The 22,214-nt window shown below is 66.9% G+C and carries 19 protein-coding genes; 2 read left to right on the forward strand and 17 right to left on the reverse strand.

What is annotated here, in order from left to right; translation table 11 throughout:
- Nucleotides 1-6: 6 nt before the first annotated feature.
- The 9 genes from der to ald all read right to left on the reverse strand — a co-directional run bounded on the left by der (nt 7) and on the right by ald (nt 8,426).
- On the reverse strand, nt 7-1,404 hold the full coding sequence (gene der / locus CLV47_RS14900; protein WP_106349853.1) for a ribosome biogenesis GTPase Der: 1,398 nt from the start codon (nt 1,402-1,404) through the stop codon (nt 7-9).
- The gene (gene cmk, locus CLV47_RS14905) at nt 1,405-2,109 is read right to left on the reverse strand and encodes a (d)CMP kinase (protein ID WP_106349854.1); all 705 of its coding nucleotides are present in this window, start codon (nt 2,107-2,109) and stop codon (nt 1,405-1,407) included.
- 76 nt (nt 2,110-2,185) lie between these two features.
- The gene (aroH, locus tag CLV47_RS14910; RefSeq protein ID WP_106349855.1) at nt 2,186-2,548 is read right to left on the reverse strand and encodes a chorismate mutase; all 363 of its coding nucleotides are present in this window, start codon (nt 2,546-2,548) and stop codon (nt 2,186-2,188) included.
- A gap of 49 nt (nt 2,549-2,597) precedes the next feature.
- Nucleotides 2,598-3,458, reverse strand: coding sequence for a pseudouridine synthase (locus CLV47_RS14915; RefSeq protein ID WP_106349856.1), 861 nt, complete (start codon nt 3,456-3,458; stop codon nt 2,598-2,600).
- Between the two features lie 4 nt (nt 3,459-3,462).
- Entirely contained in the window at nt 3,463-4,260 is a 798-nt protein-coding gene (scpB, locus tag CLV47_RS14920; protein WP_177557550.1) for an SMC-Scp complex subunit ScpB, read from the reverse strand.
- On the reverse strand, nt 4,257-5,204 hold the full coding sequence (locus tag CLV47_RS14925; protein ID WP_177557552.1) for a segregation and condensation protein A: 948 nt from the start codon (nt 5,202-5,204) through the stop codon (nt 4,257-4,259). The genes scpB and CLV47_RS14925 overlap by 4 nt, the downstream gene beginning before the upstream one ends.
- A complete protein-coding gene (locus CLV47_RS14930) occupies nt 5,204-6,268 on the reverse strand; it encodes an AAA family ATPase (RefSeq protein ID WP_272946800.1) in 1,065 nt (354 codons plus the stop codon). The genes CLV47_RS14925 and CLV47_RS14930 overlap by 1 nt, the downstream gene beginning before the upstream one ends.
- A gap of 104 nt (nt 6,269-6,372) precedes the next feature.
- Nucleotides 6,373-7,296, reverse strand: coding sequence for a site-specific tyrosine recombinase XerD (gene xerD / locus CLV47_RS14935; protein ID WP_238145452.1), 924 nt, complete (start codon nt 7,294-7,296; stop codon nt 6,373-6,375).
- Between the two features lie 2 nt (nt 7,297-7,298).
- Entirely contained in the window at nt 7,299-8,426 is a 1,128-nt protein-coding gene (gene ald / locus CLV47_RS14940) for an alanine dehydrogenase (protein ID WP_106349859.1), read from the reverse strand.
- Between the two features lie 398 nt (nt 8,427-8,824).
- Between ald and CLV47_RS14945 the strand changes: the two genes are divergently transcribed.
- A complete protein-coding gene (locus CLV47_RS14945; RefSeq protein ID WP_106349860.1) occupies nt 8,825-10,777 on the forward strand; it encodes a peptidase M16 family protein in 1,953 nt (650 codons plus the stop codon).
- A gap of 304 nt (nt 10,778-11,081) precedes the next feature.
- On the opposite strand, the gene CLV47_RS14950 is transcribed toward CLV47_RS14945, so the two are convergent.
- Both CLV47_RS14950 and CLV47_RS14955 read right to left on the reverse strand, forming a co-directional pair.
- Nucleotides 11,082-11,705 carry an NUDIX domain-containing protein gene (locus CLV47_RS14950; RefSeq protein WP_238145453.1) on the reverse strand — a complete coding sequence of 208 codons (624 nt, stop codon included), beginning with the start codon at nt 11,703-11,705 and terminating at the stop codon, nt 11,082-11,084.
- On the reverse strand, nt 11,702-13,387 hold the full coding sequence (locus CLV47_RS14955; RefSeq protein ID WP_106349861.1) for a CTP synthase: 1,686 nt from the start codon (nt 13,385-13,387) through the stop codon (nt 11,702-11,704). The genes CLV47_RS14950 and CLV47_RS14955 overlap by 4 nt, the downstream gene beginning before the upstream one ends.
- 252 nt (nt 13,388-13,639) lie before the next feature.
- Between CLV47_RS14955 and CLV47_RS14960 the strand changes: the two genes are divergently transcribed.
- The gene (locus CLV47_RS14960) at nt 13,640-14,002 is read left to right on the forward strand and encodes a YciI family protein (protein ID WP_106349862.1); all 363 of its coding nucleotides are present in this window, start codon (nt 13,640-13,642) and stop codon (nt 14,000-14,002) included.
- Between the two features lie 19 nt (nt 14,003-14,021).
- On the opposite strand, the gene CLV47_RS14965 is transcribed toward CLV47_RS14960, so the two are convergent.
- From CLV47_RS14965 to steA, 6 genes are read right to left on the reverse strand one after another with little or no spacing between them, the layout of a single operon-like run.
- A complete protein-coding gene (locus tag CLV47_RS14965; protein ID WP_106349863.1) occupies nt 14,022-16,199 on the reverse strand; it encodes an alkaline phosphatase family protein in 2,178 nt (725 codons plus the stop codon).
- Nucleotides 16,196-17,332, reverse strand: coding sequence for a glycosyltransferase family 4 protein (locus tag CLV47_RS14970; protein WP_106349864.1), 1,137 nt, complete (start codon nt 17,330-17,332; stop codon nt 16,196-16,198). Before CLV47_RS14970 ends, CLV47_RS14965 begins: the two co-directional genes overlap by 4 nt.
- On the reverse strand, nt 17,329-19,128 hold the full coding sequence (gene murJ, locus CLV47_RS14975; protein WP_106349865.1) for a murein biosynthesis integral membrane protein MurJ: 1,800 nt from the start codon (nt 19,126-19,128) through the stop codon (nt 17,329-17,331). The genes CLV47_RS14970 and murJ overlap by 4 nt, the downstream gene beginning before the upstream one ends.
- Nucleotides 19,125-19,952 carry a hypothetical protein gene (locus tag CLV47_RS14980; RefSeq protein WP_106349866.1) on the reverse strand — a complete coding sequence of 276 codons (828 nt, stop codon included), beginning with the start codon at nt 19,950-19,952 and terminating at the stop codon, nt 19,125-19,127. The genes murJ and CLV47_RS14980 overlap by 4 nt, the downstream gene beginning before the upstream one ends.
- 35 nt (nt 19,953-19,987) lie before the next feature.
- Nucleotides 19,988-20,923, reverse strand: coding sequence for a copper transporter (locus CLV47_RS14985; protein WP_106349867.1), 936 nt, complete (start codon nt 20,921-20,923; stop codon nt 19,988-19,990).
- The gene (gene steA, locus CLV47_RS14990; RefSeq protein ID WP_106349868.1) at nt 20,923-22,104 is read right to left on the reverse strand and encodes a putative cytokinetic ring protein SteA; all 1,182 of its coding nucleotides are present in this window, start codon (nt 22,102-22,104) and stop codon (nt 20,923-20,925) included. Before steA ends, CLV47_RS14985 begins: the two co-directional genes overlap by 1 nt.
- Nucleotides 22,105-22,214: the final 110 nt, after the last annotated feature.

Below are 22,214 nucleotides of genomic sequence, written 5' to 3' on the forward strand. Positions count from 1 at the left end.
CGGAAGTTACTTCCGGCGTTTACGTTCGCGGACGCTAATCCGGATCGGGCTGCCGATGAAGCCGAAGTCCTCGCGCATGCGCCGTTCGATGAACCTCAGGTACTGCGCATCGATGAACCCGGTCGTGAAGATGATGAACCGTGGCGGGCGCGCCGAGGCCTGCGTCGCGAACAGGATCCGCGGCTGCTTGCCACTGCGCACGGGGTGCGGATGCGCCGACGCGATCTCCGACAGCCACGCGTTGAGCTTGCCGGTCGGCACACGCGTGTCCCACGACGCGAGCGCGGTCCGCATCGCCGGCGCGAGCTTGTCAACGGCGCGGCCGGTCTTCGCCGAGATATTGATCCGCTGCACCCACGGGATCCGCACGAGATCGCGTTCGAGCTCGCGATCCAAGTAGTAGCGGCGATCCTCGCTCATCAGGTCCCACTTGTTCATCGCCAGTACGACGGCCCGACCGGACTCGACGACCTGGGTGATGATCCGCTGGTCCTGCTCGCTGATCACTTCGGAGGCATCCAGCAGTACGACGCCAATCTCGGCCGCCTCGATCGCCGACGCCGTACGCAGACTCGCGTAATACTCCGCACCGCTGGCGTCCTTGACCCGCTTGCGCATTCCCGCTGTGTCGACGAACCGCCACATCTCGCCGCCGACCTCGACGATGCTGTCGACCGGGTCGACCGTCGTACCGGCGACGTCGTGTACGACGGACCGTTCTTCCTTGGCGAGCTTGTTGAGCAGTGAGGACTTGCCGACGTTGGGCCGCCCGACGAGGGCGACGCGCCGCGGACCGCCGTACGAACGGTATGTCTCACGCGGCGCCTCCGGAAGAGACTCCAGTACGACGTCGAGCAGGTCACCGCTGCCGCGGCCGTGCAGCGCGCTGACCGGATAGGGCTCGCCCAGACCCAGCGACCACAGCGCCGCAGCATCGGACTCGGCGCGGGCATCGTCGACCTTGTTGGCGACCAGGATCACCGGCGTCTTGGCCTTGCGCAGCACCCGCACGGCCTGTTCGTCGGTCACCGTCGCGCCCACGCTGGTGTCCACGATGAACAGCACGACGTCGGCATTGCGCATCGCGTGTTCGGCCTGCAACGTGACGCTCGCGGCCATCCCCGACGCGTCGGGTTCCCAACCGCCGGTATCCATCAGCGTGAACCGCCGGCCGTTCCAGCTGGCGTCGTACGTCACCCGGTCACGAGTGACCCCAGGAACGTCCTGTACGACGGCGGCGCGGCGACCGAGGATGCGGTTGACCAGCGTCGACTTGCCGACGTTGGGCCGCCCGACCACCGCGACGACCGGCGCCGGGGCGAGGGTGTCGGCGTCTGCATCAGGGTCGATACCGATCTCGGCGAGTTCGGACGCCACCCAGTCGGGTAACGCTTCTTCGCTCATCTAGTTGCCTCTTTGTTGTTGTTGCTTTGAGGTCGGCGCGTGCCAGACCAGGTGAAGTGCAGTGTCTATTGTCTGCTCAAGTGTGAGGTTGGTGGTGTCGATCTCGTGCACGCCGTCACTGGCGCTCTGGAAGTCGACCACCGTCGAGTCCTTCTCGTCGCGTACGACGATCTGCGCGGTCGTCATCGTGAGCGTCTCCTGGTCGACGGTGTCATGCAGTTCCGCCGTACGCCGCGCGATGCGGGCCTCGGGGTCGGCAGTGATCAGCAGCCGTACGTCGGCGTACGGCGCGACCACCGTCGTGGTGTCGCGGCCCTCGAGCACGATCGCTCCCCCGGCGACGATCGCCTGCTGGCGGGCGATCAACTCCGCGCGTACGGCGAGGTTGGTCGCGACCGCGCTGACGTTTTCGGACACCCTGGTCGTGCGGATTTCCGCCGTGACGTCGCGTCCGTTGGCGATCACGGTCTGATCGGCGGGGTCGGTGGGGGTGAAAAGTTCTAGCTGCTGCGCGTATGCGGCCGTAGCGGCCTCGTCGTGCAGGTCGATCCCGTCGTACATCGCCGCGGCGCAGACCGCGCGGTACATCGCGCCGGTGTCGAGGTAGCGCAGCCCCAGCCGGGTCGCGACCGCCTTAGCGACGGTCGACTTGCCGGAGCCGGACGGCCCGTCGATCGCGACGACGCCGGTGAACGTCTCGCTCATCGGCCGATCCGCGGGTTTAAGTGCAACGTTGTGTCCGGACGGTGAGCACTAAGGTTGCACTTTAAATCGGACATGCTCACGTGGCGAGGTCTCTGCGGAGCGCGGCGGCGCCACGCAGGTAGACATGCTTAACATCGGCGCGGGCGCGATCGGTATCGGCGAGCGCCATGAGTCGTACGACGCGCGGCATCGAGTCCGGCACGGCCATCTCGACCGAACACATCAGCGGTACGTCGGTGAAACCCATCTGGCGGGCGGCGTACGCCGGGAAGTCCGACGTAATGTCCGGTGTCGCGGTGAAGTAGATGCAGACAAGGTCGGCGTTTTCGAGTTCGTTACGCTTCATGACCTCGGCAACGAGCTCGGCGGTCGCCGAGTGGACTTCGTCGCGCACGTCGTGGTCGACCTGGATAGCTCCGCGAAACGCGCGTAGTGCCACTTGAACTCCCTCACTCACCTGACCAGTTGGCCATGACCAGTTGTCCAGCCTACTTGTCCACCGCCGCGAACAGTTCACCGATCTCCTTGCTGTTCAGCGGCCGGAGTACGGCGGAGCGCTGGGCACCAAGGTGGATCGGGCCAAACTTCGTGCGCACCAGGCTTTGCACGGGATGACCGACCTTGTCGAGCATCCGCCGCACGATGTGCTTGCGGCCTTCGTGCAGCACGAGTTCGACCATGACACGCTTGCCGAACTGATCGACAATCTTAAACGAATCGACCCGCGCGAGGCCATCGTCGAGTTCGACTCCGTCGCGCAGCTGCTTGCCAACGTCCTTGGCGACCGGGCCGATGATCTCGGCGAGATAGGTCTTCTCGACCCCGAACGACGGGTGCGCCAGCTTGTGCGCGAGCGCGCCGTCGTTGGTCAGCAGGATCAGGCCCTCGGTCTCGAAGTCCAGTCGCCCAATGTGGAACAGCCGGATGCCCTTATCGGTGAAGTTCTCGACGTAGTCACCGAGGTGGAATCGCTCGCGGTCGTCGCTCATCGCCGACAACACACCGGCCGGCTTGTTGAAGGCCAGATAGACCATGTCCTCGCGGACCTGGATGCGCGACCCGTCGACGAGCACGGTCGCCACTTGCGGATCGATGCGCATACCGAGGATCGCCCGCTTGCCGTCCACGCTAACCCGTCCCTTGGCGATCAGGTCTTCGCAGACGCGCCGGGAACCGAGACCGGCGCGAGCAAGCACCTTCTGCAGCCGTTCGCCTTCGCCGGTCGGTCGTGCGGTCTCCGGCTGCTGGCCGACGCCACTGCTCAGGTCGAACTGAGCGTCGGCGATCTCGTAGTCGTCCTCGTCGTAGTAGTCGCCGCCGAGATCGACGTCGCGCGTGTTGTCTTTCATGGAACTAATCCTCGCTGTCTAGGGAAGCAAGCTGGGCCAGTCCCGACTCGAGACGTTCGTCCATCTCGGGCGCAACGTCCGGCAAGTGCGGTGCGATGGGCGGTAGATCCTCGAGCGACCTGAGTCCTAGTTTCTCCAGGAACAGGTCGGTCGTCGAGAGCTGGCCGCCTCCGGTCTGCTCGTCGGTACCGCTTTCTTCGATGAGCTCACGGGTGAGCAGGGTGCGTACGACGCCGTCGACGTTGACCCCGCGAATCGCCGAGACCCGCGATCGGGTCACCGGTTGACGATAGGCAATGACGGCCAGTGTCTCAAGGGCGGCCTGGGTCAACCTCGTCTTCTGGCCGTCGAGGACATACTTCTCGACGTACGGCGCATACTCCTCGCGAGTGTAGAGCCGCCAGCCGCCCGCTGCCTGCCGTAGCTGGAATCCCCTGCCTTGTTCTTCGTAGTCGGCGGCGATCTCGGTCAGGTGCTGTTCTGCCTCTTCGGTCGAGATCCCTACCGCCCGGGCGATATCGACCGCGGGCGTGGGCGTATCGACGACCAGCAGGATCGACTCGATCGCCGGTGAGATATCGGACTCAAGGAGCCGAATGTCCGGTTCGTCGGCGACGACGGTCTCCTCGATCTCGACCGGTTTGGGCTCGGTGGACTCCAGCAACGGCTCGGGCTGGGTGGGCTCGACGGGCGCCTCGGGATCGATCGGCGTCTCGGCCTCGGCGGCGTCGTTGGGCTTGGTGGCCTCGATTGGCGTCTCGGGCTCGGCGGCGTCGGTGGGCTGTGCTGGGGTCTCGCTCATCCGTATTCCTCGTCAGGATCATAGGCGGTCTCGGTCGCCGCGGGTACGTCGTTGCTGCCGCCGACCCAGCGTACGTGCAGTTCGCCGAGCGCCGCGACCTGTTCGAAGACGACCACCTTGTCGCGGTACATCTCCAGTAGGCCGAGGAATCGGGCGACCACCTCAATGGTGTGCTCACAGTCATCGGTCAGGGCACGGAACGTCTGGCTGCCGACCGTGGAAAGCCTCGTGCGCAGGATGTCGATCTGTTCGCGCACCGAGACCTGCGGCGAGTGCAGGTGATCGAGGCGTACTTCGTCGGGCGTCCTTGGGGTCAGCGCGCGCAGCGCGATCTTCGCGAAACGTTCGGGACCGACGCCGATCAGCATTTCCGGCAACGCCTCGGCGTACCTCGGCTCGAGCGACACCGCGCGGGGGTAACGCTTGCCCGCGGTCGCGATGAACTCGGCGATCAGGCCGGCGACGTGCTTGTAGGCGCGGTATTGCAGCAGCCGCGCAAACAGCAGGTCCCGAGCCTCGAGCAGGGCGAGGTCCTCGTCGTCCTCGACCTCGCCGCGCGGCAGCAGCCGGGCCGCCTTCAAGTCGAGCAGTGTCGCTGCGACCAGCAGAAACTCCGTCGCCTGGCCGAGGTCCCACTCGCTGCCCAGCGCACGAATGTAGCCGATGAACTCGTCCGTCACCTGCGACAGCGCAACCTCGGTGACATCCAGCTTGTGTTTGCTGATCAGCTGCAGCAGCAGGTCGAACGGACCCTCGAAGTTGGTGAGGTGGACGGTGAAGCCGGTGTTCTTGGCCGCCGGCTGCTCCGGCGCGTTAGATGCGTCCGTTACCGGAGCCGAATCGCGGGATTTCGTGACGGATGGGCCGGATTTTGTGACGGATGAGCCGAATTTTGTGACGGATGGCGGGGTATTTTGTGACGGATCGGCGGGGGTGGTAGTCACTACTCGGGTTTGTTGTGGGCCAGGATCTCGCGGGCGAGATTGCGATAGGACTCCGCCGCCGCCGAGGTCGGCGCCCACGTGGTGATCGGCTGGCCGGCGACGGTCGTCTCCGGGAAGCGGACCGTGCGGTTGATGACGGTCTGGAACACCTTGTCGCCAAATGCCTCGACGATCCGCGAGAAGACATCGCGAGCGTGGATCGTGCGCGCGTCGTACATCGTGGCGAGGATGCCTTCAAGCTCAAGGTCAGGGTTAAGCCGGTCGCGTACCTTCTCCACGGTATCCACCAGCAGCGCGACGCCACGCAAGCTGAAGTATTCGCATTCGAGCGGGATGAGTACGCCGCTGGCCGCGGTCAGCGCGTTGACGGTCAGCAGGCCGAGCGAAGGCTGGCAGTCGACCAGGATGTAGTCGTACTGCGGCAGCAGCGGGCGAAGGACGCGTTCGAGGGTCTGCTCGCGGGCGACCTCGTTAACCAACTGGATCTCGGCCGCGGACAGGTCGATATTGGACGGCAGCAGGTCCAGGCCCTTGGTCGACGTACGCATGACGACCTCTTGGGCGTTGGCCCGCGGGTCGACCAGCAGGTTATAGATCGTGCTGTCCAGGTCGTGCGGCGCGACGCCGAGCCCGACCGAGAGTGCGCCTTGCGGGTCGAAGTCGACCAGCAGCACTCGGCGGCCGAACTCGGCTAGCGCGGCACCCAGGTTGATCGTGGAGGTCGTCTTGCCGACGCCGCCTTTTTGGTTGCAGACGGCGAGTACGACGGCCGGGCCGTGCCCCATGATCGGGGTCGGTTCGGGCAGGTCGGTCTGGCGTTCCTTGGCGGGGTCGACGAACGACGGGCTCTTGCGTTTACGGGCGGCCGGCTCGGCCGGCTGCGAAGTCTCAGGCTCAGGCTGAGGTTCAACCACGGCGGGGCTGATCTCCTGCTGCGGCGGCGCCGATCCGGGGTCAGTGGCATCGGCAAAGTCGTCGCCGGGATAAACGCTCGAACCCTGATCGGCATATTCGCCCATAGGCTTGGGAGACTGCTCGTTGGGCGGTTCAGGCGGCATCGTCATGGCGGGTAATCGAGACCTCTCGGTCGGAATTCTTCGTGTGCGGCGTACTGCGCAAGTTTAGGCGATCAACGTACGCGAGTCGGGGAGGTTTCGCACACCTGGGTTCATTGCGCGCGCGGATGAGAGGTCGCATACACCTCCCGCAGATGATCGACGGTCACGAGCGTGTAGACCTGGGTCGTGGTGACCGAGGCGTGTCCCAGCAGTTCCTGTACGACGCGTACGTCGGCGCCCCCGTCGAGCAGGTGCGTCGCAAACGAGTGCCGCAGGCTGTGCGGGGACAGCTCGCCCTCGAGCCCGGCGCGTTCGGCGCAGGTGCGCAAGATCGCCCACGCGCTCTGCCGAGACAGCCCACCGCCACGGGAATTGAGGAACAGCCGCGAGATCCCGCGACCCTTCGACACCAGCAGCGGCCGGGCCCGCACGAGATAGCTGTCGATCGCGCGCAACGCGTAGCTGCCGACGGGTACGACGCGTTCGCGGCCGCCCTTGCCCTTGATCCGCACCGCCCGCGAGTCGGTGTCGATGTCGTCGATGTCCAACGACAACGCCTCGGAGATCCGCGCGCCGGTGCCATACAGAAACTCCAGCAATGCCCTGTCTCGCAAGGCAAGTGGCGAGTCGACCGCGTCCGCCGCGTCGAGTAGCTTCTCGACGTCCGACAGCGGGATCGCCTTAGGCAGGCGCTTTTGCGGCGCCGGCGGGTGTACGTCGACCGCGACGTCGACATCGACGTACTGCTCCTTGAAGACAAACCGGTGCAGCCCACGGACCGCGACCACGGTCCGCGCGGCGGAGGTCGTGGACAACGCTTGATGCGTCTCGTCCCCTTCACGCAGGTGCGCCAGGAAGTCCGAGACGTGGGAGGGCGTGATGTCTTCCAGGGCGGTTATCGCGCGATCTTCGAGCCAGTCGGCGTACCGCTGCAAGTCGCGGCGGTAGGCCTGCAGGCTGTTGGCGGCAAGTCCCCGCTCGACCGCGAGGTGGTCGAGGTAGATCTTGATTCCCCGCTCGATGGGGTACGTCACTCTCAGGACCCTGCTCCCGCCAATGCGCGCGCGATCGGCACGTGGCTCATGCCGTGGGCTTCCGCGATCTGCTGCGGCACAAGGGATCCACCGACCGTGCACACGGCGGCGGCGAAATTGGGATCGTCGCTGACCGTCTTTTTCAGGCCCTGGTTGGCGAGGGTGAGCGCGTAGGGAAGCGTCGCGTTGGTCAGCGCGTACGTCGAGGTGTGGGGTACGGCGCCGGGCATGTTGGCCACGCAGTAGAACAACGAGCCGTGCACCTTGTAGGTCGGGTCGTCATGGCTGGTCGGGCGCGAATCCTCGAAACAGCCGCCCTGGTCGATCGCGATGTCCACCAAGACGCTGCCCGGCAACATGCCGGCGACCTGCTCGTTGCTGATCAACCGCGGCGCCTTCGCCCCCGGCACCAGCACCGCCCCGATCACGAGGTCCGCCGTGCGCACCGCCTGGTCGACCTCGTAGGCGTTGGAGATGACTGTCTCGACGGCCCCCCGAAAATGCTGATCGGCCGCGCGCAGCTTCTCGATGTTTTTGTCCATCAGCACGACGCGCGCCTGCATCCCGGACGCGACCCGGGCGGCGTGCATCCCCGAGACACCGGCGCCGAGCACCAGCACGTTAGCGGCGCGGACCCCCGCTACCCCGCCGAGCAGTACGCCCCGGCCGCCGTCGCCAGCCATCAGATGATGCGCGCCGACCTGCGGCGCCAGGCAGCCCGCGACCTCGGACATCGGCGCCAGCAGCGGCAGCGAGCCGTCCCCGGCCTCGACCATCTCGTAGGCGACGCTGTCCACGCCGGTCGCGATCAGCGCCTCCGTGCACTCCCTGGACGCGGCCAGATGAAGGTAAGTGAAAAGCGTCTGGCCCGGCCGCAGCAACGCATATTCGCTGGCGATCGGCTCTTTGACCTTGAGGATCAGGTCGCCCTCGGCCCACGCCTCGGCGGCGTCCGCGACGATTCGCGCGCCGGCGGCGACGTACGCCTCGTCCGGGATCGACGAACCGGCGCCGGCATTGCGCTGCACGATGACCTCGTGCCCGTGCACGACGAATTCGTGCGCCCCGGCCGGGGTCAGGGCGACTCGGAACTCGTGGTTCTTGAGTTCCTTGGGTACGGCGACTTTCATCAAGTTTCTCCTCGGGATCTGCCTTTCTGACTCTAGTGCGCGCGGGCCCGTCGGCGCGACACAGGCGGTAAGTGAGCCGATCCATGGGCGGTTTGCCGCTCGCCTCGACGTACTCTCTGCGAATTCGGTACGTCGATCGTACATTTGTGCTGTTCGGCAGCAGGTCTTCGCCTAACAGCGCTGCAGATTCATACATTTGTGCGGTGGTGAGGACGAAGCGCGAACCGACCAACGGCGCTACCGCCGTATCCAGCGTTCATGAAACCCGACCACCGCACACGCAAGCAGTCAGCACGGCGGTACAACCTCGCTGTGATCGCGCGGCACGAATTGTCCGATCGACGGGGCGTACGCCGCGCCTGACCCGATCGGGCCCGGGCCCGTCGTAACCTGCTGGGGTGAGTTCCGCCGCCTTCTCTTCCCGTGACACCAGCGCCAAATCAGCCGACGATGACCCGTCGGCTGACGCCCCGGCCGCGTCTTCTGGTGCGCCGTCGGACACTGCGTCCCACACCGCCTCCGGTACGCCGTCCGGGGTCGCCGGCGCGAGCACACCACTGACCTCCGGCCCGCCGCTCAGCGCATCGCACATTTTTGCTTCCAACGCCGCGCAACGCACCTCCGTCGACGGCGTCACGGCGTTCATCCAGCCCGGCGGCGGCGCCACGCGCGCGAGCCTGTCATTTCGCGTCGGCGCGTCGGACGAACCGCTCCCGCGGCGCGGGATCACCCACCTGCTGGCCCATCTGGCCACCAACGCCGCCGGCATCGACAGCCTCCTCACGCCACCGACCGTCAGCGCGAGCATCACAACGTTTCACTTTGAAGGGTCCGCACAGCAGGTCGCCAACGAGATCGGCGCGGTCTGTCACTGGCTCAGCAGCGCGCATGACCCGGCCAACATCTCGCCGCGGACCCTCGATCGGCACCGCGACTCGGCGTACGCCGACCTCGTGCGGCACGCGGGCGAACACATGGACCTGCTCGGCGTACGGCTCGGGCCCGCTGGCTGGGCAGCAGGCGGGCTACCCGAATACGGCTTGGCCAACGTCGGCCCTGCCGAACTTTCCCAGTGGGCTAAGGACTTTTTCGTCCAAGGTAACGCCGTACTCGCGCTGTCCGGCACCAAGACCACGACGCTGCGCACTCCCCTGCCGGAAGGTCAGGCGCAGCCGTATCGTGCGCTCGACGTACCCGACCTCGAGTTGCCGGCATGGGCACCGTCGCCGCAGGCCGAGCTCAGTGTCGGCGGGCTGATCACCCTCGACTCGGGGCATCGGGACCGCGACCGCGCCGTTTGCGGGCTCGTCTCGGATATCGCGCGGGCGCATGCCTCGGTCGCCGTACGCCGCAAGTACGGCCGCTCGTTCGCCGCCCGCAGCGGCACTTTGGCGCTCGGTGACGACCACGTGCACCTCGCGCTGTGGGGGCGGGTATCCGATGCCGACGAGTCCGGCGTACTGGCCGAAGTGCTGGAGTCGCTGCGCTCCCTAGCCGAAGATGGACTCGCCGAGGGCGAGCGTGCCGCCCACGTCAAACGCCGGCTGGACGCCTATGAACGGCACGGCCAACTGCCTTCCGGTGCGCACGAACTGCTGCAGCGCCAGGCAATCGGCGGACTGACCGGTACGCCGTGGTCGCTCCCGCTCGAACGCCGACTCCTCGGCACCGCGAGCGACGTACTCATCGAGGGCATGATCACGCAGCTGGCCGAGACCCTCATCGTGCGGTCCCATGCTCCGGTCGGCGGGCTCACGCCGGTCTCGTCGCGGATCACCGTGGAGGCGCCCGCGCGTGATGCACAGACCCATCGGTCGCGTCCGGCGTACGGCTTGCTCGCCCGGGGCCGGCCCGCCGACGAACGCCCCCGCCGCATCCTCACCGACGAGCACGCGCTGACCGTGCGCAGCCTCGATCGGCCCGACCAGCAGATCCGGTGGAACGACGTGGCCGTGGTCGAGTCGTACGACGACGGGCGGCGGGCACTGCTGTCGCACACCTCCGAGGCGATCGACGTACGGCCCGAAGATTGGCTGCATCCGGGCGATCTAGCCGATGTGATCGACGCGCGCGTGGATCCGGCGACTGTTGCCGCGTGCGGCGTACGGGAACCAGTGGAGCCCCGCCGAGCTGGCATCACCGACCGGCTGCCGGTGTGGCTGTGGCCGGTGCTGATCGTGGTCTGCCTCGCGCTCGTGGCCGCGGCCGTCGTACCGGCGTGGTCGGGCAGCTTTTCCTGGGCACGCTGGGTGATCGGCGCCGTCGGCTTCGTTGGGTTGGTCGTGGTCGGCGCCTTCGGGTACGACGTAGCGATGACCGAACGTCGCCTCCGCAAACCCCCCAAGCCCTAGCCGCGATCCGTCACAAAATACCTGGCGATCCGTCACAAAATCCGGCACGATCCGTCACAAAATCCCCCGCCGTCCGTCACACAGTTCCTGAGTGTCCGGCACTTCGTCCGGTTAAGGCCACCTTTAAGCGGCTAGATACGGACGGCGCCGCCTACTCGCCGTCGCCGCCTAGCTCAACTCCCGACGCGCCTCAACCCGGCGACACGCCACGGATCGGCGGACATACGTGACGGACGGTCGGACATACGTGACGGACGGTCGGACATTCGCGACGGATCGCGGGACATTCGTGACGGATCGCGGGTTAGGTGGGCCAGGGAGCGTCGGCGGGGCGCAGCGGCGTAGCCGGGTCGCGCACGTGCTGCGAGACGGCCAGTACGCCGGCGATCGCGAGCGAGTTGACGATCCGGCCGGTCATGACCCCGTGGACGCACTCCTCAAGCGGGATACGTCGTACCACCATGTCGGCCTCTTCGGCCTCCCGCACAAATGAGGTGTCCGAGGACTCGCGAAGGTCCGTAGCGAGGTAGATCCGGGCCTGCTCGTTGCTGAACCCGGGCGCGGACACGACGTCGACGAGCGTCTGCCAGGAACCGGCCTCGAGCCCGGCCTCCTCGACGAGTTCGCGGCGAGCGGCTTGCACGGGCGGCTCGCCTTCGACGTCGCGCAACCCGGCCGGGAGCTCCCACAGGAAGCGTCCGACGGCGGGCCGGTACTGCTCCAGCATCACCAGCTGTTGCCGGTCATCGAGGGCCGCGATCGCGACCGCGCCGCCGTGTTTGACCATGTCCCGCCGCGCGCTGGAGCCGTCCGGGAAGCTGATCGTCTCCCCCACCAGCGAGAAGATCTTGCCCTCGTAGATGCGTTCGGAGCCGGTGACGGCGTACCCCTCCGACGAGCGCTCGGGAAAGGTGAAGTAGTCGCTCACGACTGGTCGTCGACGCTGACCGGAAGCTTCGAGCTCTCCGCATAATCCAGCGACGCCTTCACGAACGCCGCAAACAGCGGATGCGGGCGGGTCGGCCGCGACCGCAGCTCAGGATGTGCCTGGGTGCCGACAAAAAACGGGTGTACGTCGGTCGGCAGCTCGCAGAATTCAACCAGGTGGCCATCCGGAGAGGTACCGGAGAACACCATGCCCGCCGCCTCGATCTGCTTGCGGTAGGCGTTGTTGACTTCGTAGCGGTGCCGGTGGCGTTCTTTGACCGCGGCCGCGCCGTAGGCGTTCGCTACGAGCGAACCCTCGGTGAGCTTCGCTTCGTAGAGGCCGAGGCGCATCGTGCCACCCATATCCCGGTCGCCCGCGACGACGTCGACCTGGTCTGCCATCGTCGCGATGACCGGGTACTTAACCGTCTCGTCGAACTCGGCAGAGTTGGCGTCCTCGAGACCGGCGAGGTTGCGGGCGGCCTCGATGACCATGCACTGCAGCCCGAGGCACAGCCCAAGGAGCGGGATTCCGCGGGTGCGCGCGTACTTCACGGCGCCGAGCTTGCCCTCGATGCCGCGGATGCCGAATCCGCCGGGCACGAGTACGCCATCGACGTCGGACAGCGCTTTGGCCGCGCCCGCGTCGGTCTCGCAGCTGTCCGAGGCGACCCACTTGATCACGACCTTGGAGTGGTGCGCGAAGCCACCGGCGCGCAGCGCCTCGCTGACCGACAGATAGGCGTCGGGCAGGTCGACATACTTGCCGACCAACGCGATCGTGATCGTCTCCTTCGGGTTGTGCACCCGATCCAGCAGGTCACCCCACACCGTCCAGTCCACATCCCGGAACTGCAGCCCGAGCCGGCGTACCAGGTAGGCGTCCAGGCCCTCGGAGTGAATGACCTTGGGGATGTCGTAGATGCTCGGCGCGTCGACGGCGGCGACGACCGCTTCGGGTTCGACGTCGCACATCAGGCTGATCTTGCGCTTGAGGCTCTCGGGCAGCTCGCGGTCGGCGCGGCAGACGATCGCGTCGGGCTGGATACCGATGCTGCGTAGCGCGGCGACCGAGTGCTGCGTCGGCTTGGTCTTCAGCTCACCGCTCGGCGCGAGGTAGGGCACCAGCGAGACGTGCAGGAAGAAGACGTTGTCGCGGCCGATCTCGTGGCGCACCTGGCGGGCGGCCTCGAGGAACGGTTGGGACTCGATATCCCCTACGGTCCCGCCGATCTCAGTGATCACCACGTCCACGAAGTCGACGTCCTCGCCGGGGACGGACATCGCGAGGATGCGGTCCTTAATTTCGTTGGTGATGTGCGGGATGACCTGCACCGTGTCGCCGAGGTACTCCCCGCGGCGTTCCTTGGCGATCACGGTCGAGTAGACCTGGCCGGTCGTCACGTTGGCGTAACCGTGCAGGTTGACGTCGAGGAACCGCTCGTAGTGCCCAATGTCGAGGTCTGTTTCCGCGCCGTCGTCGGTCACGAAGACCTCGCCGTGCTGGAACGGGTTCATCGTGCCCGGGTCAACGTTGAGATAGGGGTCGAGCTTCTGCATCGTGACGTTGAGTCCGCGCGCCTTGAGCAACGCACCGAGGCTGCTGGCGGTGAGTCCTTTACCGAGTGACGACGCGACGCCGCCGGTAACAAAAACGTGCTTGGTCGTGCGTGCTGTCTGCACTAGAGCGACTCTCCTGCGGGCCGTATCGAATGCCAACTCAGGTCGTGGAACAAGCGCCCTCGACCGGTGACAACCTACGGGGTTTCACAATACCAACTCGCCTTTGCGTTTCTGACGCGACACGATGCTTAGCCCGAGCCGTCCACGCATTCAGCCGCGCGACACCCGAGCGCCCATCGCTGGCGCCGGCTTAACGGCACCGTCCATACGATAAATATCAGCACTGGTCTAGCGGCCGAGCAGGAGTAAACCATGACCGCAGCGCACTCAATAGATTTCGAACACATTCAGATCTCCGACGAGCAGATGCGCGAACGCATCGCGGCCGCGCGCAGTTACACGCTGGTCCTGCTATCGGCGGGGCCCGGTTATACGAGCGAGGAGGCGCGCGCCATCATCTGGGAACACGGCCGCCGCAACATGCGCATGCAGGACGCCGGGATCATGCGGATCGTCTGTCCCGTACGCGATGACACCCCACTATGCGGGGTTGGGATCCTCGACGCCGACCTGCCAACCGCGGACCGGCTGTTGGCCGATGACCCCGGCGTACAAGCCGGTGTGTTTAGCTACGAACTCCACCCAGTCAGCGGGTTCGCCGGAAGCACCTTATAGCGCAGTACGGCGTGCGCTGTCACGCCACCAGTGTGGATTCACGCTCCCGGGCCAGTTCGCCGGTCGGTCTTTGACGCGACACGATGCTTAGGCCGAGCGGCACGGTCACGGCCAGCGTCCCGCCGATCAGCGCGATCCCGGAGTCGTTGATCGCGAACCCGACCACGGCCACCACTATGATCCCGACCGCCGCGGCACTGGCGTACGGCGCCTTGTCCTCGAGATAACCGATCACCTGGCGGGCCTTGTCCCGGTAGACCAGCACGCAGATAACGATCAGCACGAGCGTGAGCGGAGTGAAGACACTGCGGGTGAACAACCCGAGGTTGTTGTGCAGTTTGCGGCCAATCACGGTAAACGCCGTACCGTCGAGGACCTGACCGACGAACCGGCCTAGGTGCGTCTGGCTCTGTTCGGGCCGCAGATAGTCACCGACCGCTATCAAGATCACCACGATCGCGCCACCGGCCAACGCCGCCAGGAGACGCCAGATCGACACCCTGATCCGAGCGGCTATCAACCCGAGCAGCAGCAGCGACGGCACCAGCGAGACGACGCCTCCAAAGTCCGATCCCGCACCCGGTGCGCCGTCGATAGCGATAGCCGCGACGCCGATCGCCGCGACCACGCCGATCTCGCGGGCCCGCGAACCGGACACGGTCTTGACCGTGAGCCCGATGATCATCATCAAGGCGCCGGCGAACACCGAGAACGCGATATTGCCGAAACCGGTGAATCTGCCCGCCACGATCGCGTCGTACCCGAGCGGTGAGTTGATCGCCAGATAAGAACCGGTGAGTACGTCGATGCCCAGGATCGCGACGGTCAGCCCGGCCGCGACTAGCGGCGGTCCGGACGGATGTCGCCGCCACGGCCCCGCGAAGCACACCGCCGTCAGTAACGCAGTCGCACCGGCGATGACAAGCACTATTGCCGTGCCCGGGCTGCTCCCGCGCCACCAGGGCACGAAGTTGCACAGGAAGCTCGCGGCCGGCAACGTCCCGGCCGCGATCGCGATGACCTGAAGCCACCCGCGCGGTCGCCACCGGGCCTTAATCGCCACGAACAGCAGCAACGAGGCCAGCGCGCAGATCACCGCGAGGATGTTGAAGAAGTCGCTGGAGATCCACACGTGCGCGGCGGCCGCGGTCGCCAGGTCGGCGAACTTCGCGACGGTGGCGCTCATCGATTGATCACGATCGCTCGTCGTCGCCGGTTGACCCACCATCGAGTTGGGCGCCTTGCCGCCCATCATCCGGATCACGGTCGGCGCGATGTCGATCAGCTGGATGTACGGCGAGCGCCCAGTGCTCGGCGAGCTGAGGATCTTGCCGTCGAGACCCGCGCCGACGGCAATGATCGCCTGCAGGTGCGAGCGACGATAGTCCGGCTGCGAGATGCCCGCGACGATCACGGTCGCGCCAGCTTTCTTGGCGCCGTCGATGATCTTCCCAACCGATTCGTCGAGCGCGGCGATCTCGGCCGGTGTCTTGCCCTCTGGCGTGCCGGAGGCCACCAGCGTGAGGGGGCAATGCGTGGCGAGGGTCGCCCAGCCGTCCGCATTGGTCGGCCGGGGCGCCGGATTGACCTTGGCGCCCTTGGCACCGACGGCCAGGATCGGATCGCGTCCGACGGTCGTCGTACACGCCACTTGCGTGCCCAAAGCCCCTGGTACGGCGCCAAACCCGAGCTTCTTGTTCTCGACGATGGCCGCGGTGAGCTTGCTGCCGCTGGTCGTCGGTACGGTGCCGCGCTGACCCAGACAGTCCTTCGTCGCGTTGGTCGCGGCCTGCTGCTGTGGTGTCGTCGGCGTGGTCCCGTCCGGGTTGAGCTGGCCCTCTCCTGGCAACGGCAGTTCGCCCTCAGGCGGCAGCTCGTCCTCGGGCACCGGCGCGGGATAGCGGGCCCGGTTGCCGGCGCCGAGCGTGACCCAGCCGTCCCACGGACAGGTCACCGCCCGGGCCGCCCGGTTGGTGATCAGGCCGACCGCGCCCTCGTTGGCGGCATTCCACAGGTGCGGCGTCCCGGTCTCGGAGATCGCTGCCCACTCCAGGCCTGGGACACTGACGATCACGACGCGGTCGGCCTTGCCGGGCGCGCCGATGTTGGAGGACTCGGTCACCGTCCGCAGACCCGCAATCAGCACGCAGATCGCAGACAGGGCGATCACCAGGGCGGTCCAACGCTTCGCCGTCACGGGTGGCGCACCGGCCCAGACGTCGTGCCGAGAAGCTCTTGGTAGAGCTGGACCAGCGCGAGCGCAGTGTCGCGTTCGCTCGGGAAGTCCTGCGCCCGCCGCGCGCCGGCCACGGCGAGTGCGCGACGGGCGTCCGGGTGGTCAAGTAGGTCGTTCACGGCCGCGGCCAGGCCGTCGACGTCGCCGACGTCGATCCGGTACGCCGCATCCCCCACCAGCTCGTCCATACCGCCGGCCGTGGTGCTGACCAGAGCGACGCCGGCGCGCATTGCCTCTTGCGCGACCAGTGATCGAGCCTCCCACACCGACGGCAGCAACACCAGGTCGGCGGCGCCCATCAGATCGGCCACGTCGGATCGGCGGCCGAGCAGCTTCACCGGCGCGCCCAACTCGTCGATCTGGTCGTGCAGCGCGCCCATCAGTGGCCCATCGCCGGCGATCATCGTGATCGGGCGATCAGCGCGCTCACGCCACTTCACGGACGCGGGAATCAGTGTGTCGTAACCCTTCTGGGGATGAAGCCGGCCCACGCACAGCAACAGCGGGCGGTCGTCGGTGACACCCAGCTCGCGGCGTACCTGCTCGCGCGACTTGGCCGCGGGCGGCAGCGGCGGCGCGCCGACCGGGCCGAAGACGACGTACCGGCCGCCGACGTCGCGGGCCCGTTCGACGAGGTCCATCGACGCGCCGATGACGACGTCGGCGCTGCGCGCAACGAAGTGTTCGACCGCGCCGTACACCTTGCGCAGCACTGGGTTGGCGGTGTCGACGGTGTTGTGCAAGGTGACCGCGAGCGGCGTACGACGTCCGAGGTTCGCCAGCGCGGCGACGGTGGCCGCGCGCAGCCCATGGGCGTGGATGAGCTTGGCGTCGCTGGTGACCGCGCGCAACCGGCGGGCGGCGCGCAGGTCTTCCAGCGGCCGCGGTCCGGAGGCGATCTCGACCGGAGCGAACCGGGCACCCGCGGTGGTGAAACCGAAGAGGTCTTCGGTCGCCTGCGGTCCGTGCACGCGCACGTCCGCGCCGGCCTCGACAAGGGTCGGCACAAGGCCGCGCACGTGGGTGCCGACGCCTCCGGTCGAGGTCGCGATCACCTGGGCGAGCGCGCGTCCGGTGAGTTGTTCGCTCGTCACGGTGTCCTCTCGTTGGTGCTCGGGTCTGGCTGGGCTGTGTCGGACTGCGTGGTCTCGGATTGTGAATGGCTCCGTTCGTATGCGTCATGCGGTTCCTGGGCGCCTTTACGCCGCCGTGCCACCAGACCGCGGATCGGTGAGCCCGGCAACACGAACAAAATCACCCCGCACACCACGACCGCGATCAATCCTCGCAGACCCCCGGCGAGGAAGCCTGCCCAGATCGAACTGTCGGAATCGATTTGTAACGGTCCCGGCAAGGTGACCCATTTTGTCACCAATCCGACGGCGACGGCGGCCACACCCGTCGCCAGGGCGGAGGTGACGTCGGCGGCCACCCGCCGACCGGCCTTGACGCCGACCGTCACCAGCAGCGCGATCCCGAGCACGGTCACGCCGATAGCGTTGCCCCAGGTGAGGGCCGCGACCCGCTGTCCCTTGGGCAGGATGAACGACAGCGCGATGCCGGCCACCACGACCAGTCCCCAGCCGCCTACCGCGGCAATGGCGTTGCCGCGGGCATCACCGAGCGCGAACAGGGCCCGGGACCCGATCGCGAACAGACTGTAGCCGACCAGCCCGACGGTGAATCCGACGATCCCGTCGGTCAGCGAGTGCACGCTCGGCTCCCCGGGCGCGGACCGCACATAGACGTAGGCGATCTCGGCGGCGGCCGCGATCAGCGCCGCCGTGGCGATTCCGCTGAACGCCACGATCGAGTCGGTGGCATTGCCAAACCGCAGTCGGAAGCCGCGCATGTCCCCTGCGTCGGCGTCCTCGGACAGCTTCGGGAACACCGACGTGGCGATCGGGACGGCGAGAATCGCCCACGGCAGCAAGTAGATCGTCTGCGCGTAGACGAATACGTTGATCGATGCGGTCGGCACACCCTGCTGGTTGGTCAGCACGAGGGAGACGATGACCGCGCACTGCTGGGCCAGCAGCCCCGCGACTCCCGAGGCCGCCATCGCGGCGGCACGCCGCGCGACACCGGGCGGGAAGCGGTAGGTCGGGCGGAAGCGCAACCCGGTGCCACGCAGCGGGACTAGGAGGCTGCCAGACAGCGCGACCACGCCGAGCGTCGTACCCAGACTGAGGATTAGTTGCTCGCTGGCCGAGGTCTGTTGCAGCGTCGCGCCGCGGCCAGCCACGACGGCGAATGTGACGTACGCCGCGATCACCACGAGACTGGACAGCAGCGGCGCGAACGCCGGCCCGCCGAACTTGCGGTGCGCCTGCAGGATCCCGGTGAGTACGACGCCCACGCCGTACAGCACGATCTGCGGCGCGAAGATCCGCAGCATCGTCGCCCCGGCTGTGACCGCGCCATCGCACTGGCTGCCACCTAGCAGCAGCCGGGTGATCGGTTCGGCGAACAGTGCCACTAACAGCGCGATCGGCGCCAGCACGCTGAGCGCCCAGGTCACCAGCGCCGAGGACGTCTTGGATGCGTGCTCCCGGTCGCCCCGGGTGATCGCCGAGGACAGCAGCGGTACGACGACGCTGGCCAGTGCGCCGCCCGCGACAATCTCGAAGATGATGTTGGGGACGGTGTTGACCGTCTGATAGGTCTGGCCGAGGCAGGTCTGCCCGACGGTGTTGGCGAACACGACGTTGCGGCCGAACCCGGCGATCCGGGCGAAGACGGTGAGGACCGCGATCAGCAGCGCGGCCTTGGCGAAGTTATGGCCGATGCGGCTACCCGATCCGGCCGGTGATGCCGGGGCTGGCTGCTCTGCTGGCGCTGGCGGCCCCGCCGAGGGTGAGGGAAGGTCCGCCATCGGCGCGTCGCTCATCGGCGACGGCCGAGAGCATCCACCTCTCGCAGCACCGGAGTCGACTCGATGACCTTGGTGAAGCTGATCTTCTCGCTGGCGATGGTCAGCGCGGCCAGGACGCCCAGGACGCCGAGTCGCCACCGCGGCCCACCGGCGGCGGCCAGTCGCAGGCCGAGTACGGCGCCGACCGCGTTGGCGCCGCCGTCACCGAGCATGGTGCGTTCGCCGAGATCGTCGGGCAGCAGCCCGGCCGCGGCACCGACCGGTCCCGCGACGATGCCGCCGTTAGCGCCGCCGATCGTGATCGCACCGAGCCCTATGGCAGCCTTCAATGCACGCCCGGGCCGCAGGTCGAGCAGGTTGATGAGATTGGCCGTGCCGGCGATGACGCCGCCCGCGACGATCCGGTCGAGCGGATGCTTGGTAACCGAACCGGCGGCCACGAGGCCCGCCGTACCGACCCCGGCGATCTTGACCAGACCGGAGGTGACCCGGCCTTCCTTGAGCGCTCCGAGGTGGCCGCGGAAACCCTTGTCACTGCGCTGATCTGCGCGGGCGCCGACGATATCGTCGTACACGCCGACCGCGCCGGATGCGAGAGTCACACCGACCGCGGCAGCGCGATAGCCCTGCGGCGCACCGACGCCGGCGGTGAGTGCGGACGCGGCCGCCAATGCCGGACCGGACAGCAAGCTCACCGACTCACCACGATGGTTCACGCGGGCCCAAGCCTTCTCGCCGCCGGGCTGGGCCTGTTGCAGCACGTCGTACGCCGCCTGCCCTGCCATCGCGCCCGCGCCCGCGAGCGCGATCCGCTTTATCAACTGCCCAAAAAAACTCATGTCGAGGATGATTCCTTATTTAGCTGCCGGGCGCCTTATTTAGGTGTCGGCGGGATCGGCTGGGCATCCTTCGCGGCGCCGTACTGGCCGCTCTTGCCGTTAGCCTCGGCCGCGAGCGCCCACACGACGCTGATCTGGCCGGAGGCGAAGTTGCTGTTGTCGACGGTGGAGATCCGAGACGCGATCGACGCATCCGTCTTGGCCGCGCCGATCAGCCCGCTCGAAGCGGCGGAGTCCAGATCGCCGGCGATCACCACAGCCGCGCCCTTTTTGTCCAGCTCGGAGGCCAATGCCAGCAGCGTGGCGTTGCGTTTCTTCGCCTCGTCGGTGGCCTTGCCGCTGGTCACGATGACGATGTTTTGGGCCGGGGAGATGTCGGTGCTGTCCAGCTTGAGTACGCCGAGGCCACCCAGCCCGCTGAGCACGGCGGTGATGGAGGCTCCGGGCTGAGCGGGGCTGCCGTCCTTGGGCGTCACGATCATGTTGGCGATCAGGGACCCGACGACCGTGCCGGTGTTGGAAGACTGCGCGACCGTGACGCCGGCGGGCAGGTCCGAGGTCGCGTAGTTCATCAGCGTGGAGGCCGACTTCGGGTCGCTGTAGCTATCGCTCAGCGAGATCGAGCCGGTGTTCTTCGCGCCGGCGGCCTGAGTCATCTTGATGATCGCGTCGCGCTGTTCGGCGGTGACCGAATCGCCTGCGGTGATCGTGATGAAGGACTGGTCGGCGAGGACATCCTTGACCAGGGTCGGCGCGACGGCCGCATCGAAGGCGCTGTTCTGCTGGATCTGGATGGCGCTGCTGCTGACCCGCGCCTCAAGGTCACGCTTGTCATTGGTCAGCGTCTTGACCTGGGAGTTGAGGTTGTCGGTGATTGCTCCATTGAGGGCCGTCGTACCGATGATGATGCCGAGCGCGATCGCCAGGAACACCGAAATCAGCGAGACGACGTGGTATTTGAAATCAATCACTAGAAGAGGTCCTTAACCCAGAATATGAAACTCTGCCACTTGTCCAGCAGGATCTCGATGTATGTCTGCCCGACCTTGGACACGGCCAGCGCGACACAGATCGCGACCAGTGCGGCAATCACTAGTACGACGAGGGCCCCAGAAGAGATCCGGCTGCGATAGAGTCGGCTCACACCTTTTGCATCGACCAGTTTGCTGCCGACCCGCAGCCTGGTCAGGAACGTCGAGGCCATGCCGCCGCGACCCTTGTCCAGGAACTCCACCAGCGTGGCGTGCGTGCCAACCGCGACGATCAGCTCGGCCCCCTTCTCATCCGCGAGCAGCATCGCGATGTCCTCACTCGTGGCGGCGGCCGGGAAGGTCACGGCCTCCACCCCGAGGTCCTGCACGCGTTGCAGGCCCGGCGCGCGGCCATCGACGTACGCGTGCACGACGACTTCCGCGCCGCACTTCAGGACGTGGTCAGACACCGAGTCCATATCGCCGACGATCATGTCGGGAGTCATGCCCAGCTCCAGCAGCGCGTCCGCGCCGCCGTCCACCCCGATCAGCACCGGGCGGTACTCCCGGATATAGGGCTTGAGCATCTTGAGGTCTTCTTTGTAGTCGTAACCGCGTACGACGATCAGGCAGTGCCGGCGCTCGAAGGACGTCTTAACATCAGGTACGCCGATGCCGTCGAGCAGCAGCGTGCGCTCCTGCTTCATGTATTCCATGGTGTTGGCGGCGAACGCCTCCAACTGGGTCGACAGGCCCGCGCGCGCCTCGTTCATCGCGACGGTGACCGACTCGTCGTCGTACCGGAATCCGGTTGTCACCTCGCGGTCGCCGGCGTACAGCGTGTTGCCGGTGAGGGTGACGCGGGTGCCCTCCTTGAGTTCGGAGAAGACCTGCTTACCGACGTTGTCCAGCAGCGGGATGCCCGCGCCAAGGAGGATCTCCGGACCGAGGTTGGGATAACGCCCGGAGATGCTGGGTGACGCGTTGACCACGGCCGCGACCTTGCAACCGACGAGCGCGTCGGCGCTCACCCGGTCGATGTCGACGTGATCGATGATCGCCACTTCACCCGGTCTGAGCCGCTTGGTGAGGTTCTTCGTACGACGATCCAACCGCGCCACGCCTTCTGCTCCGGAGCCGGCCGGATCGGGCCGCCCCTTGCGGATCGTGGCGATTTTCATTGGGCCAGTCTTTCATCGAGTCATGTGGTTATGGGGTATTTGGGGCACCGACACACCTGTGAGCGGGCGTGACCCTGCTCGCCACCACGAGACGTGCTCGCGGCCCGCGA

The sequence above is a fragment of the Antricoccus suffuscus genome (assembly GCF_003003235.1).
Taxonomy (GTDB): Bacteria; Actinomycetota; Actinomycetes; order Mycobacteriales; family Antricoccaceae; genus Antricoccus; species Antricoccus suffuscus.

Excerpts from the sequence above, each read along its gene's own strand:
- CLV47_RS14980 (WP_106349866.1), bottom strand. The coding sequence starts at position 19,952 with ATGAGTTTTTTTGGGCAGTTGATAAAGCGGATCGCGCTCGCGGGCGCG.
- scpB (WP_177557550.1), bottom strand. The coding sequence starts at position 4,260 with ATGAGCGAGACCCCAGCACAGCCCACCGACGCCGCCGAGCCCGAGACG.
- cmk (WP_106349854.1), bottom strand. The coding sequence starts at position 2,109 with ATGAGCGAGACGTTCACCGGCGTCGTCGCGATCGACGGGCCGTCCGGC.
- CLV47_RS14930 (WP_272946800.1), bottom strand. The coding sequence starts at position 6,268 with ATGACGATGCCGCCTGAACCGCCCAACGAGCAGTCTCCCAAGCCTATG.
- steA (WP_106349868.1), bottom strand. The coding sequence starts at position 22,104 with ATGAAAATCGCCACGATCCGCAAGGGGCGGCCCGATCCGGCCGGCTCC.
- CLV47_RS14915 (WP_106349856.1), bottom strand. The coding sequence starts at position 3,458 with ATGAAAGACAACACGCGCGACGTCGATCTCGGCGGCGACTACTACGAC.
- CLV47_RS14960 (WP_106349862.1), top strand. The coding sequence starts at position 13,640 with ATGACCGCAGCGCACTCAATAGATTTCGAACACATTCAGATCTCCGAC.
- ald (WP_106349859.1), bottom strand. The coding sequence starts at position 8,426 with ATGAAAGTCGCCGTACCCAAGGAACTCAAGAACCACGAGTTCCGAGTC.
- murJ (WP_106349865.1), bottom strand. The coding sequence starts at position 19,128 with ATGAGCGACGCGCCGATGGCGGACCTTCCCTCACCCTCGGCGGGGCCG.
- der (WP_106349853.1), bottom strand. The coding sequence starts at position 1,404 with ATGAGCGAAGAAGCGTTACCCGACTGGGTGGCGTCCGAACTCGCCGAG.